Source organism: Acinetobacter sp. 161(2023) (assembly GCF_037027805.1).
GTDB lineage: Bacteria > Pseudomonadota > Gammaproteobacteria > Pseudomonadales > Moraxellaceae > Acinetobacter.
Window position 1 is genome coordinate 124,694 of record NZ_JAZEYD010000009.1, and the last position, 15,331, is coordinate 140,024.

General features: G+C 39.5%; 9 protein-coding genes. 4 read left to right on the forward strand and 5 right to left on the reverse strand.

Annotation, left to right across the window (positions count from 1 at the left end; genetic code table 11):
* Window position 1: 1 nt before the first annotated feature.
* Window positions 2-292: a hypothetical protein gene (locus tag WA249_RS10645; protein WP_336168585.1), complete on the reverse strand. Its 291-nt coding sequence runs from the start codon at window positions 290-292 to the stop codon at window positions 2-4.
* 413 nt (window positions 293-705) lie between these two features.
* Here WA249_RS10645 and WA249_RS10650 point away from each other — a divergent pair, with 413 nt between their 5' ends.
* On the forward strand, window positions 706-1,437 hold the full coding sequence (locus WA249_RS10650) for a 4'-phosphopantetheinyl transferase family protein (protein WP_336168587.1): 732 nt from the start codon (window positions 706-708) through the stop codon (window positions 1,435-1,437).
* Between the two features lie 42 nt (window positions 1,438-1,479).
* On the opposite strand, the gene entS is transcribed toward WA249_RS10650, so the two are convergent.
* The 4 genes from entS to fes are packed head-to-tail and all read right to left on the reverse strand — an operon-like array spanning window position 1,480 to window position 11,335.
* Window positions 1,480-2,730: an enterobactin transporter EntS gene (gene entS, locus WA249_RS10655; RefSeq protein WP_336168589.1), complete on the reverse strand. Its 1,251-nt coding sequence runs from the start codon at window positions 2,728-2,730 to the stop codon at window positions 1,480-1,482.
* The gene (locus WA249_RS10660; RefSeq protein ID WP_336168591.1) at window positions 2,727-9,878 is read right to left on the reverse strand and encodes an amino acid adenylation domain-containing protein; all 7,152 of its coding nucleotides are present in this window, start codon (window positions 9,876-9,878) and stop codon (window positions 2,727-2,729) included. Before WA249_RS10660 ends, entS begins: the two co-directional genes overlap by 4 nt.
* Before the next feature lie 12 nt (window positions 9,879-9,890).
* Window positions 9,891-10,106 (reverse strand): MbtH family protein, encoded by a 216-nt coding sequence (locus tag WA249_RS10665; protein WP_016138145.1) that lies wholly within the window; start codon window positions 10,104-10,106, stop codon window positions 9,891-9,893.
* Window positions 10,107-10,135: 29 nt separating this feature from the next.
* Window positions 10,136-11,335 carry an enterochelin esterase gene (gene fes, locus WA249_RS10670; protein ID WP_336168593.1) on the reverse strand — a complete coding sequence of 400 codons (1,200 nt, stop codon included), beginning with the start codon at window positions 11,333-11,335 and terminating at the stop codon, window positions 10,136-10,138.
* A gap of 266 nt (window positions 11,336-11,601) precedes the next feature.
* Here fes and WA249_RS10675 point away from each other — a divergent pair, with 266 nt between their 5' ends.
* The 3 genes from WA249_RS10675 to WA249_RS10685 are packed head-to-tail and all read left to right on the forward strand — an operon-like array spanning window position 11,602 to window position 15,312.
* Complete coding sequence (locus tag WA249_RS10675) at window positions 11,602-12,372, forward strand: SDR family oxidoreductase (protein WP_192454325.1); 771 nt, start codon at window positions 11,602-11,604, stop codon at window positions 12,370-12,372.
* A 40-nt stretch (window positions 12,373-12,412) separates the two neighbouring features.
* The gene (locus tag WA249_RS10680) at window positions 12,413-13,636 is read left to right on the forward strand and encodes an isochorismate synthase (RefSeq protein ID WP_336168596.1); all 1,224 of its coding nucleotides are present in this window, start codon (window positions 12,413-12,415) and stop codon (window positions 13,634-13,636) included.
* Between the two features lie 11 nt (window positions 13,637-13,647).
* On the forward strand, window positions 13,648-15,312 hold the full coding sequence (locus WA249_RS10685) for a (2,3-dihydroxybenzoyl)adenylate synthase (protein ID WP_336168598.1): 1,665 nt from the start codon (window positions 13,648-13,650) through the stop codon (window positions 15,310-15,312).
* Window positions 15,313-15,331 lie beyond the last annotated feature (19 nt).

Below are 15,331 nucleotides of genomic sequence, written 5' to 3' on the forward strand. Positions count from 1 at the left end.
TTTAACCCCGTAATACAAAAACACAGCTATACGCTAGAACATTAGCAATGAATAAATAGATAACCGCTTTTCGTCCAGTCGTAAAAAAATAACTGCCAAACATAATGAACATCCATGACCAAGGAACACTCCACATACCCAATTGCACCAATAAATCCATAGCAATATAAGGCTGGCCGAGTAAAACAAGCAGATTGCCAATCGCGATAGAAAGACTTAGACCTAGAACACCACCAGCAAAAGTTTTACTCCACCAGTCTGGCTGAATAGGAGACTGAATTTTAGCTTTCATGAAACCAGTTTCCGTTTAAAAAGCGCCATAAAAGGAAGGAAGGACCACGCAAAAATGATAAGCATGAACCAACAAAAAGCGGCAACAACTTTCGGTAAGCTTACAAAGAGTGCAATTAATCCTATGCCTAGCAATACTAGACCTAAATATTTAAAGAGAGCAGGAAGATGTTGAGATAACAGGCTTTGGTTGCTATGACTACAATAGATACTGACCGCTCCCAACAAGGTCAAAAAAAGTCCTATAAGTTTCATAATCGATGTTTATAAGTAAATTAAAGTCAAAATTTACCCAACAGTGTAAGTAAATAATAATTATTATCAAATGATAAATATAATTATTTATCTATTTGCAGTGAGTAAGTTAAGATAGGAGATAACTCATTAAAAATATTTATTTTGAAGTCGAATACAGTGAGTCATTATCTATATATTCCTGAACAAATCAGTACATCAATTTATGAAATTTCGAGCCCTATTTCTTTTACATCAGAGCTATTTTGTTATGGGCTAGATTTATCAAAAACGCAACATTTGCATATAGACCAACAATTAGAGCAACCCCTAAAAATTGCTCAAGCGCGTGTCGAACGTAAAAATGAGTACTTATGTGGCAGGGTCTTAGCTCAGGCTGTTTTAAATCATCATTTCGGTTTAGATCAGCCAATAACCTCGATGTACGAACCTTTGCCCATTTGGCCATCCCATGTTTTGGGGAGTATTAGTCATTCACAAAATAATTTAATTGTTGCGTTATCTTGTAATGCGATTTATTTGGGAATTGATATTGAGCACTGGGTGACCCCAGAATTTGCTCAAGAGAGTGCGCATCTTATTTTAACGCCATCTGAGTTTAATTTATGGAAAAGTAAAGCCTGCGAGTTTTTTGATTTTTCCCGTTATGTGAGCTTAATTTTTTCTATAAAAGAAAGTCTATATAAAGCGGTTTATCCCACTGCAAAGCAATATATCGATTTCTTAGAAGCATCTATCGTTGATATTAATTTTGAAAATCAAACATTAACGCTAACTTTTTTGCCAGAAATTCAACAACGCTATCAACTCTTAGAACAATATCAAGGTGGCTGGGCTGTAGAACAAGACTATATTATGACTTGGGTTTTTCAAGCACATCATTCTGCTTAAAACAAAAGAAGGCAACGAATTGCCTTCTTTTTTATTTAGGGTTTAATTTTCTTGTAATTTAGGATCTTGGAATCCTGTTTCACGCATATCTTGAGAGTTGAATAAGAACATAAACCCTACTGCAAAGCTTAGTATGCCAAAGAAGAGGATACTTCCTGATATTGGTAAAAAACGAGTTAAAAGACCCAAAGTTGTAGTGGCAATCGAATCACCTAACGCATCTTGTGCGAGCCAGATTGCATTAATACGCCCTAGATATTCATCAGGTGTATGTCCTTGCACAATGCTGTATTGAAGCAAGTTGGCAATCGACATCAAATATCCAAACACACATAAAATGGGTAAAGTCACGATTAGCCAAGGTGAAAGTCCAATCATAATCATGCAGCTAAAAACACCTAAGCACGTATAGAGCATGACTAAGCCGGGTTTGAGTAACCTTGTTGTCCATCCACTCAATAAGGCGCCTAAAGTCGAGCCTAACGGAACGGCCGAATACATAAGTCCCAGTTCAAATGCGCCGCCGTGAAAAATTTCATCTGCCATTTGCGGAAAAATAATGCGAATAGCACTGCTAAAACTGAGCAATGTTCCAATTAAAATGGTACTACCGACTACTTTATTTTTAAAAACAAATTTAAACCCTTGAGCTAATTGGCGAAGAGGACTTTCGCCATTTGATGCATGTTGTGGTTTAAGCGCAGGTAGCCCCATCAATAAAAACACAGTAAGTAAAGTACCCACCGTTGAGACCCAATACACGGTCGCAACACCGCTAGCAGCAATTAAAATACCGCCGATTGCTGGTGAAATAACGGTTGCAAGACGTACGGATACCATACTAATTGCACGGGCTTGTACAATATTTTCGCGCCCTACAATCACAGGCATGATGGACATCATTGCCGTTACACCCAGTGCACCAAAGAAACCATCCCATGCCGATAAAAAATAAATAGCATAGAGCGACGGGTGCTCAAACATGGCGTTGATGGCGAGGCCTGCAAAGCCTAAACCACACACACCACGTGCCAATAAAATCAGCCATTTTCGGTCTTTGCGATCTGACAGCAAACCACCAAGTAACAAGCCAATAAACATGGCAATGCCTTCAAAGGCCATTGCAACGGCAACATTTAACGAACTACCTGTAATGTCATAGACTTGTTTTGGAATAGCCACGACTAACATGCCAATCGTTAACAATGACAATGTGCGGGCAATAAATACATGTCTGAAATGGGCATTACGTTTTAAAAGACTAAAATCGGTCAATAAAGATTTGAAACTCATGGTGTACGCTCCTCTAAACCGCGCGCCTGACAAATCATGCGGTTTAAAATCGGACCAAGTGTTTCAAGCTGCTGCGGAGACAAGATATCGGTATGGTCCGCTTCACTTAGTCGAACAATATTGAGTTTTTTAACTAAAGGCGACCATTGTTGTTCTGGTTGGATATATGGCAACAAGTCTTTTTCAGCAACAACTAAGTGTAGTTCACCATCAAAGTGCGGCATTTTATAAGGTTTTAATAAACGGACGGCATCGCGATAGTTTGCAAAAATATCCTCTTGTAAACGGCGGGTTTCTTCATTTAATGCCGTATCTGCATCGGCTAAAATATCATTGAAGAATTGAAGCTGTTCTTGTTCAGCTTCAGCATTCATTTCCTCGACAGATAAATCTAACCACTGATGAATTTCAGCAGGGTAAGTGTCTAATAAGCCGAGATAATCAACTTTTTCACCTTGTTCAGTTAACTTCGCTGCGACCGCATAAGCGACTGTGCCGCCCAGTGAATAACCTAATAATGTATAAGGTCCTGTTGGTTGTTGCTTGCGAATAATCTCAAGTTGTTTTTCAACCAACTCATCCATATCAGTAGTATTTGCCAATAGACCATCTGGTCGAGGGGACTGCAATCCAATAATGGGTAAATCAGAATGCAAATAACGATTTAGCACCGTATATTGCCATGCTGAACCAGAACCTGGGTAGAAACAGAACAATGGATGCCCCGAACCAGAACGGATTGGTAAAATAGGTTGCATGCCAGTTTGTTCAACTTCTGCCAAACGTTCTTGTGTAAGAAGTAAAGCTGCTAAACGTTGAATTGTGACATGACTCATCAATTGACCAATTGGAATAGTCCGCTTAAATACTTTTCGGATTTCAATTGCAAGCTTCATCACCAAAATGGAATGTCCACCAATCGCAAAGAAATCTTCGTTAACACCAATATTTTGATCGGTGTTTAAAACTTGCTGGAAAATACGTGTCAGTTCATGTTCAAAAGCAGTGGTGGCGTACTGTTTTTCTGTATTTGAAGGAGTAATTTGTGGTTGCGGCAGTGCTTTACGGTCCAGCTTACCATTATGACTTAATGGAAATTGCTCGACCAACATATAGTGTGTCGGCACCATATATGCAGGAAGCTGTTTCGCCAATTGTTTCTTTAACTGCTCGATGTCCAAAGGTGCTGTTGTTTGCAAGTAAGCGACCAATTGAACATCTGCTTTATTTTGCTCAGAAGATATAGGATGTATAACCACATCAAGACCGCTGAGTAAGCATAATTGTTGTTCAATTTCACCCAGTTCAATACGTTGCCCACGTATCTTTAACTGGTCATCAGCACGGCCCACATATTGAATACTACCGTCTGCATGCCAACGGGCAATATCACCAGTGCGGTACATGCGTTGACCTGCTGCGAATGGGTTTGCGACAAAACGCGTTGCTGTTAAGTCTGCTCGATGCAAATAACCCATGGCCAATTGATGACCTGCTAAATAAAGCTCACCGTCCACTCCAACAGGGACAGGGCGTAAGTATTGATCTAAAATATAAAGCTGCGTATTCCAGACTGGATATCCAATCGCAACGCTACTTTCTTCCGGATGTAGTCCCAGTGTTGCATCCATATAACTCACATCTACCGCAGCTTCCGTTGGGCCATATAAATTATGTAGCTCACAGCTAAAGTGCTCGGTAAATGATTTTGCTAAAGCCGTTGGTAATGCCTCACCACTACAGAACACTCGGCGGATTGGCAAACTTTGACGCTGAGCAGATGACAAAATTTCGGTAGCAGCATTTTCAAAAACAGCCAACATTGACGGTACAAAATGTAATGTTGTTACTTGGTATTTTTGAATGAGGCTTAATAATGCCAATGGATCACGGTGTGCATCCACAGGTGCCATAACCAATCGTGCACCCACTAAATATGACCAGAAAAACTCCCATACTGAAACATCGAAAGTACACGGTGTTTTTTGCAAAATCGTATCGTTGGCTGACAGTGGATATTCTGATTGCATCCATAAAATACGGTTCACAATGGCTTGGTGAGAAACCATGACGCCTTTTGGCTGACCTGTTGTACCCGATGTATAGATTAAATATGCCGGATGCTGTGGGGTAATCACTGTCGTTTTATAGCTGCTTAAATCAATCTTTGTTTCATCAAACAATTCATTAAAAGCAAAGATGGCTATTGATGGAGGGGCAATAGTAGCTAGATCTTTTTGTTCACCAATCACAAGTTTAGATTTGGCATCCTGCAACATAAATTTGATGCGTTTAGACGGATGTTGTAAATCAATAGGTAAATAAGCTGCACCTGCTTCAATCACCGCCAAAATAGCGATACTCAATTTGACTGATCTTGGTAGGGCAACGGCAACAATATCTCCAGCCTGTACGCCTGCTTTTTGCAATTGCTGTGCTAAAGCACAAACTTGCAAACGTACTTCACTGAAACGGAGCTGATGATTTTCATCTGATAACGCCGTTTGTTCAGGAGTAATTCGAGCTTTTTCTCTGAGTAATTGCTGTAACGTGCTCTGGCGAACATAGTATTGGGTTTGATTTGTCTTCTGGATTAAATCGTGTTCTTCGGGTAGTTGTAATCGATATTGACCTAGAGAAGTCTCTGGTTCATTTAATGCAATTTCAATCAATTGAACCATTCGCTCAAGGAAGTGTTCAGGCTGATCAATTACACCACGCTGTTCGAGTAATAGCTCAATTTGATGATCAGGAATAACCAACAAAGCAAGCGGGTAATGGCTATAACCACGATTTGTGAGTTTTGAAATTGCAGCATCACCAAGTTTTTGCTGTAAATACTGGTTATCAGGGTAGTTTTCTACGACTAACAAACTATCGAAAAGATTGCCTTGCCCCACTAGTTGCTGAATTGCGCCTAGTCCTAAACCATCATGCTCTAAATGTTCAACATGTAAGTGTTGTAACTGAGTCAATTGTTCCCAAAGTGTTTGCTGCATGTTGAGCTTTACACGTACTGGAATCGTATTTAAAAACAATCCGATCTGCTGATCTAAGCCATTGATAGGTGCTGAACGCCCAGAAACAGGAGTACCAAACACAATGTCTTCTCGGTGGGCATAAATATTTAAAGTCATTGCCCAAATCATTTGCATGAAGACATTGAGTGTGATGCCTTGCTGGCGTAATTTGTGTTGAAGTTTCGCGCCCAACTCAGCACTTAAACGATATGAAGTTTCCTGTACAGCTTGCTGTGGTTGATTAAATAAAATAAGTGGCTGTAAATCTGCTAAATCACGTTGCCATATAACTTTTGAGGTTTCATGGTCACGTCCAGATAAAGCTTTAATCACTGTTTCATAACTATATTCAAGCACAGGTAATTGCTGATTAGTTTGCTGATAGGCTTTAATAAAGTCTTGTAAAAACAGCGGAGTTGACCAACCATCTGTTAATAGATGATGCACTATAATCAATAGTTCTGACTGTTCAGGAGCATATTGAATTAAAGTTGCCCGAATCAGACCATAAGGTTGGTCGAGGTGAATCGGTTGCTGTAATGCTTCTTGAATAGTTTGCTCAAGCAAATCGGGAGTGATCGAACAAAACTGAACTGGCCAAGCTTGAGTAGGATGTAATGAATAGATAAAAACAGGTTCTTCAGCTAATTCACTATCAAAATGCCCACCTAATTGAGGGTGACGTTTTAATACGGTAATCAAGGCTTGCTGTAAACGTACTGGATCAATGTCTCCATTTAAACTAAGACGAGTAAAGGCATTATAGTTCGATTGATTTTCTACTTGAGATAAGAATAGCATACCTTTTTGCAAAGGAAGTAAAGGTAAAATGGTGCTGTTTTTGCCATATTTTTCTTGAAATTTTTGTTCTAGATCTGCTGAAAATAAAGGTTTTGAAACGGCCGCTTGTTGTTCATCTAAACGGGTGAGTTGCGGTGCGATAGCGGCGACTGTTTTAAATTGGAATACATCACTTGGTCTTAAGCCGTAACCACGTTGGCGTAATTGAGTACAAAGCATAATGGCCGAAATACTATCGCCACCTGTCATAAAGAAGTCGTCATCAATCCCAATGGCGTCAAGCTTAAGAACAGATGCAGTAATTTGACATAAAAGTTGTTGTTCAGACGTTTCGGCCATTCGGCTATGGGTACGAATTTGAGGCTTTGGCAGTGCTTTTTTATCGACTTTGCCACTTACATTTCGTGGAAATTCGGACATAACAGTCAGGGCAGATGGCACCATATATTCAGGTAAGTTTTGACGTAACTGACTTAAATATTGCTGACTTAATTGCTCACTGGTTTTTTCATCAAGTTCAATGTCTTTGACCACACAATAACCGAGTAAACGATGACTGTTGTTAATCGGCTCTGCAATCACGACTGCGCTTTCAACAGTGGCTAAAATCGAAAGTGCATTTTCAACTTCACCAATCTCAACTCGATAACCACGAATTTTGATCTGGTCATCACAGCGCCCCATAAATTCAAGTTTACCCGCGTTATTCCAACGGACTAAATCACCCGTGCGATACATGCGCTGTCCATGTTCAAATGGATTCGCTACAAAACGGGCAGCACTTAAATCAGCTCGACCTAAATAACCATTGGCAATACCAAAGCCAGAAATATAAAGCTCACCAATTACGCCAGTCGGACATCGTTGCAAGTGGCGATCTAGTACATAGGCTTGTGTATTACCAATAGGGTTACCAATGACAGGGCGAGCTGTCTGCTTTAATTCTGCTCGGAAAGTATCAACCGTATATTCTGTTGGGCCATATAAGTTATGAGCAAAAAGCGCTGGCTGAGCATTGAGTTGCTGCCATAAAGCTAACGGTGCAGCTTCACCACCAATCAAAATAAGACTTGGTTGATGTTGATTTTCAGCAAATAAACCATTCGTCATCATTTGCGCACAAAAAGATGGTGGTAAATCAAGTGTATCGATTTGTCGTTGCTGAATTTCTTGCACTAAACCAAATGCATCTCGACGCATTTTTTCATCAAAAATATGTAGCTCTTGGCCCAATACCATCCAGAAAACTTGCAACCAAGATGAGTCAAACGAGAAAGAGTGTGTATGCGCTGCACGTAACGGACGCTCAGGGAAACGCTCATTTACAGCTTCTAATACTGGCCAGTAAATGGTTGGTTTATGTGACAAAATGAGGTTGAGTAAGGAACCATGTGTGTTTATTACCCCTTTAGGACGACCAGTACTACCTGAGGTAAAAATTACATAAGCAACATCTTGGAAATCAAATTTACGATTTTCGGCAGGAATATCGCTTGCATCTTGCTTTCGAATTTGTGTTTGGATGTCTTCATTATCAAGATATAACCGCTGAATATTTTGTGGTAGTTGCTGTGCAAGTGCTTGTGTCGTTAATACAAATAATGGATTGGCATCTTCACACATCATCTGCATACGATCGATTGGATAATCTAAATCGAGAGGCAAGAAACTTGCACCAGAATTGAGTACAGATAACATCACCACAACTGAGTCAATTGAACGAGGAATAGCTCCAGCAATCACAGTTTGCTTTTTGGCTCCATTTTCTTGTAAAAAACGAGTCAGTTGATTCACTTTTACTGCAAGCTCAGCAAAACTGAGATGCCGAAGGTCTAGACGTTCACCACTCACAATGGCGGTACGTTCAGGATATTTTTTCACTTGCTCATAAAAAATATCTAAAACATTATTATATTGTTCAGGGTGACTAACACGCGGACCAATACCACTTTGAGTTAGGGCAGCAAGCTCTTGTGGTGTCGTAATATTAAAATTGCTACATGCCTGTTCTGGACGAATTAGAGCCTGTTCAAGCAATAAAGTTAAGCGTTGACCATGGTTAAATAGTTCATCTTGTGTATAACGCTGCGAATCTGCACGTAGTTCGATAATGAGTTCATGATCTTGAACAATAAAGGAAAACTCAAAATCATCAATTGGTCCTGTAGAAATATGGTGTGTTTTGACCTTTTCACCATCTAAGATCAAGTCTTGATCAAAAGCTTTATAGTTTAAAATAGGACCGTACATTCGTTCATGAATATCGATACTATTTAAATCTCTTAAAATTTGTTCAGCATCGTATTTTTGATGTGGACGAATTTGTCGTAATTGCTCTTGTACATATTGAGCCAAGCTTACCCAACTGTCTTTTTCAGCAACTTTAAACTTCACAGGCAAGACATTTACCGTCGGTAAGGTTGAGCGAATCGCCTTTGAACCTAAACGACGCATAAATGGAATACCGTTAACCAAATCGGCTTTATCGGTCATTTTGTAAATATAATGTAATGACAATGACATCATCATGTCATTCAAAGCTAATTTAGATTGCGCAGCTAAAGCCTGAATTTGCTCTAAAATTCCTGTCGAAAAACGGAGTTGATGCTTAATAAATGTCGCTGTGGTTTTTGCCGCTAAATGATGAGTACTTAAACTAACCGGACTAGGTAAATCCTCACAGTAAGCTTTCCAGAAAGCTTGGTCTATTTTAAATTGATGGCTATTTTCATAAGCCTGACGCTCAGAAATAACATCATTGACGCCAATGAACGGAGAAGCTGAAAGGTCTTTTTCTTCTTGTAATTGTTGATAGAGTTCAACAATACGTTTGGTCAGGTTAATCATGCTAAAGCCATCAAGCATGATGTGGTGATAGCGTTGATACCAATACACTTTATCATGCGTCGTAAATAACACCTGACGAAACAGTTGAGATTCACCCGTTTTAAGTGATTTAGCACATTGACGATCTGATGGCATCCAGTCCCATAAACGTTGCTGAGCTTTTTTGGGAGTTAAATGACAAAAATCAAATTCTTCAATTTTAAACTGAATTTGGTTGCTAAGCTCAATAAACGGTTGAGATGGGTCAGATGAATATGAAGCAATGACCGTATCAGCTTCACTCAAGCCGATTTGAATTGCTTTTTTAAATATTGGGAGGTCGACAGTTTTTGGTAGTTCCAAACAATGCGCAATGGTATATAAATCTTCAATTGAACTTAAATGATCGGCAAGAAAAATACCGAGCTGAGTAGATGCCAATTCAAAGCGAGCTGGTTGAGAAATATCTGGAGTAAATTCATTGTTTAATGCTTGATTCATGACAATACTCCTTTACGCTTGTTGAAAGGGGTTAATAGCAACCCAATGCTTTTCTACATATGCAATACACGAAGCTCGTGTATCCGGTCCATGCTGAATATCCCACCCCGATGGCACCTGATGTTGAGCAGGCCATAAACTGAACTCACCTTGTTGATTTTTTAAAACCTGAAAAGACAAACTTTCATTATCGAAAGGATTAATATAGTTTTCCTGTAAGTTGCTCATGATATTGTTATCCTTGATGAAACAAATGGTTATAGTGAAAGAGTTTTTTGCAATGCCTTAAGCAAGTCAGTACGCCAGTTCACCGCATCATGTCCGCCCTGAAAAGTGTGAAAACTCACTTGATTGAATGATTGCAATTGTTGATAAAGCTGAAGGGCATCGTCCCGCATATCGGTTTCATACATGCCGGCACTGATATAAATTTGAGTTGTTTTTGATAATTGATGAGATAGGTTTTGAAGCAGTTCTAAAATATTACCTTTATGCTTTTGCCCTAAAAAACTGTTTGAAAAATCTGACCACCAATAAGATCCAGATTGCAAAATCAGGGAAGTAAAAATGGTCGGGAACAACAAAGTACTATGTAAAGTGCATAAACCACCTAAACTTTGACCACATAACGTAATGTCTGTTTTAGAAATAAAAGAATATTTTTTTAAGAGCGGTTCAATAAGTTCATCCACCAACGCCTGACTAAATACATCATTGCAACCATAATGTTGTTGGCGTTGTTGACTATTTAAACTATGAACAAAAACATAAATTGCTGGACGAATCTTATTTGAATCAGTCAAATTTTGAATTTCGGGCAGAATTGAAAGCTCTCGACTCCAGATTTGTCCATCAAGCAAAATAACTAATGGCAGATTTTGTTCTGCTGATTCACCACTAATTAAAATATCGACCAAATAGTCCTGTTGGCATAAATGACTTGACCATTGAAATGTCTTTGTAATTGGGCAATCGTCTATGAAAGATTTTGTGTTTTCGAGTTGAATCTGATTGATATATCGAGCCAGATGGCCCGTGTAAAACTGATGTTGATTAAATGAGTCAATTTGAGCATTTTGTTTAAGCTGGGTTTGCCACCACGCGCGTCGCGTTGCTGCACAATCTGTTTCTGGGGCTTCCTCACTAGATGTCACGACCACGTAACTACCAGCCCAAGCTAGAGGCAGCTCTATTTCAAAGAAGTACACATCTGTCCCTGCTATATGGCTAAAACGATTCCACTTTTGATAGATAGAAGGGCTCTGTGAATAGATATCAATATAAACAAAGGTACTTTCTTTAGGCTCAGGACTACGCCAAACAAAGATACAGAGCGCTTTATTTTTTTGTAGATTAACTAGCGGACTACCTATTTTTTTTACGGTATTCCACCAGACCTCACTCCCAACATTGAGTTGTTGAAATAGGGGATGTAAGGGATGAAAAAATGGCTTCATTTTGAGTCCATCTCGACAAGAAAGCGCGGTCAAATTATCAAAATGATTCGCATTAGTAAATGAAAACAATTATCATTATAATCAATAAAAAAAGACGGGTTTTCTTAAAATTATTAAAAATCAATCAAATAGATCGGATTCTTGGTTAATAAATAACTTGATTTAGATTGTAATCTTATGTTTGATATTTATCGCACTTGATAATAATGATAATTATTTGCAATTATGTGGCAGAATTTACTATTCGAGTCAAACTGGAGTAAAACATGAGCTCTACCATCGTAGTCACAGGTGCTGCAAGAGGTATTGGAGCTGCTATTACAAAAAAATTATTGCAGCAAGGGTATCAAGTGATCGGCATCGACCGACAGGAAAATCCCGAACAATGGGAAATCACACAAAAGATAGAAAGCAGTGAAATATCGCGTTGGCAAGGCTTTCAGCAAGATATTACTGATCAAGAAACAACAGCGAAGCTCATTACAGATATTTTAAACAAACATAGCGTAACGGGTTTAGTGAATGCGGCGGGCGTTTTGATTATGCGTTCTATGCTTGAAGCAAAAACAGAAGACTGGCAAACACTTTTCGCTGTAAATGTCATGGCACCCATTGCGATTAGTCAACAACTTGCTAAGCATTTTTGTGAAAAAAAGCAGGGAAGTATTGTCACGATTAGCTCGAACAGTTCACGTATGCCACGTATACAACTTGGCATGTATGCAACGAGTAAAGCTGCACTGAGCCATTACTGCCGTAATCTTGCACTTGAAATCGCACCTCACCAAGTAAGGCTTAATATTGTTTCACCAGGCTCTACTCTAACTCAAATGCAGCAGCAGCTTTGGACAGATAACTCACCTCCACCTGCGGTAATCGATGGAGATTTAAGCCAATACCGTACAGGCATTCCTTTAAGAAAATTAGCCCAACCTGAAGATATTGCGAATACGGTCAGCTTTTTACTTTCTGATCAAGCTGCACAAATTACCATGCAAGAAATTGTGGTCGATGGAGGAGCCACTTTAGGCGTTTAAACATTCATTACAACAAAATAACTGTATAAGGAGTTGCGAGATGTCGGCACAGCATCCGTATTTTATCCAACGAGAAAATTTTACTGAAAGTCGCGTTGCACTAGCTCAAGAAATTTTAAATTGTGGAAATGACGCTGGTTTTATTTTTACCACGCCAGAATACACCATCAATAGTCATCAAAAATTAAGAGATATTCAGGTTACTAAAAATAGCCTTTTAAAAGATTGGTTAGATGAAGCGCGAGCTCAATTACAACTCGCACTTAATGACGGTTATAAAGACGTCAAAATTATGGGTGGATTACCATTTTGCTCTGCGACAGACGTTAATTTAATGCTGATGCAAAATGCAAAAATCTATCAAAAAGTGATTTACGCACAGTCTGATGTTGATTTTGGCTCTTTGTTTTTAAAAAAGGCGGATTATTTTCCTTTAGGTGAACATTATCAGCAGCAAGTTGAGTATTTAGTTCAGCAAATGCAGACAAAAAAACTGGATAAAGCCGTACTTGCTCGTATTTTACAACTTGAATTTGAACAAAATATTCCAGTCTCGGACTTATTTTATAATTTAGCGAAGCATAATCCTGAAGGCTATAACTATGCAGTCGCCAGGCATCCTCAAAGTGAGGGATGGTTTGTCGGTGCAAGCCCAGAACTTTTAATTGCAAAGCAAAATACAAAAATCTGGAGTAAACCCGTTGCTGGTACATTGGCTCGTGATGACGATCCAACCCTAGATCAAAATAACGCCAGAGCTTTACTTGCCTCACAAAAAGATCAACATGAGCATGCACTCGTAATCGAAATGATTGCCGATGAGCTCACACCTTTTTGTAAGGAGTTAAAAGTACCTAAGCAACCATCCCTCATTCGTACTAAACGCCTTTGGCACTTGGCATCACACATTACTGGCGAACTTAAGCAAGCCGATACTCATGTTTTTGACTTAATTGAACGCTTGCACCCAACACCTGCAATTTGTGGGGAGCCTAGTCCGATTGCTAAAGAATTAATTCAGCAACTTGAACCATTTAACCGTGAATTATTTGCAGGAACGATGGGCTGGGCAGATGAACAAGGTAACGGTGAATGGTCGGTGACTGTGCGCTGTGCTCGTATTTATCAAAACATTGCCCGTTTATTTGCCGGTGCAGGAATTGTTGAAGCTTCTCGTCCACAAGCTGAACATGCTGAAACTGCCGCTAAATTCCGTACTGTGCTGGATGGCTTTCAAATTTCACCAGACCAATTACTACGATAAGGAATAAATAGATGAAAACAAAGAATTATTTAGAGGGCGCTGTGCCATATCCAGCAGAATTTGCTGAGATTTACCGTGAAAAAGGTTATTGGCTTGGACAAAACTTGAGTGATTTCTTGCGTGAAAGTGCTCAAAAATACCCGCAAAATATTGCGGTATATGATGGTGACAAAGCCGTTAGTTATGTTGAGTTTGATTATTTAGTCGACTGCTGTGCGAGCCACTTATATCAACATGGACTAAGAGCAGGTGATAAAGCGGTTGTACAAATTCCGAATCACTATCAGTTCTATATTTTATTTTTTGCACTAATTCGGCTTGGTGCTTTACCTGTGATGTCTTTACCTGCACATCGCTATGTAGAACTCAGTAGTTTTTTCAAACAAACTCAAGCAAAAGCTTATTTCTGCGCTGATTTTGGTGCACAAAAATTTGACTACCGAGAGCTTGCCGAAAAGCTTCAGCAAACTGCTCCTTGGTTACAACATATATTTGTCCTTGGAAATGCAGGCAAATTTATAGCCATTCAAGATCTATTAAAAGAAACCAGTATTTTGGATGAAGCGATTTCGCCAACTACGGCAGATCAGGTTGCTTTCTTACAACTTTCAGGTGGAAGTACCGGTGTTCCTAAACTGATTCCACGTACCCATGACGACTATCTATATAGCGTACGTGAGAGCGCGAAAATCTGCCGTCTTAATCAGTCATCACGTTTACTCATGGTTTTACCTGCGGCACATAACTTTTCAATGAGCTCGGCAGGTTCTTTAGGTATTTTTTATTCGGGCGGGGCTGTGGTTTTAGGAACTGATCCAAGCCCTGAAACTGCTTTTTCATTGATCAAAAAACACGGTGTGACTGATGCTTGCTTGGTTCCTGCTTTGGTTCGCCCATGGATGGATAAAGCGGCAAAAGATCAAGATCCAATATTGTCGACTCTACGTTGCTTACAAGTTGGCGGAGCGCGTTTACCCGATGCAGTTGCCACACGCTTGATTGATGAGTTTAAGGTCAATCTGCAACAAGTCTTTGGCATGGCTGAAGGGCTGGTGAATTACACCCATTTTGACATGACAAAAGAGCAAATTATCCATACCCAAGGTTTAAAAATCTCACTAGATGATGAAATTTTAGTGTTGGATGATAATGATCAGCCAGTAGAAGCGGGAGAAGTGGGGCATTTGCTGACGCGCGGTCCCTATACCATTCGCGGCTATTATCAAGCACCAGAACACAACGCTCGTTCTTTTACAACAGATGGTTTTTATCGAACAGGCGATTTAGTACGTATTTGTGAAGATGGTTGCATTGTTGTGGAAGGCCGTTCAAAAGAACAAATCAATCGGGCTGGTGAAAAAATTGCGACCGAAGAAGTTGAACAAGCTTTATTAACTCATCCACAAATTCGCCTAGCAGCATTGGTTGCTATGCCTGATGAAATCATGGGTGAAAAAAGCTGTGCCTTTGTTGCATGGCAAGCACAAACCGATGACCCAAGCCCAGTTCGTCTTGCAATGTCAGTTCGTCAACATTTAAAAGATTATGGACTTGCTACCTACAAAATTCCCGATCGAGTCGAATTTATCGAGCAATTTCCATATACAGCCTTTGGAAAAATCGACAAAAAAAGATTACGTCAACAATTTGAAACCAACACCAATGTTCTTGCTTAAAGATAAAAAAGGAAAAATT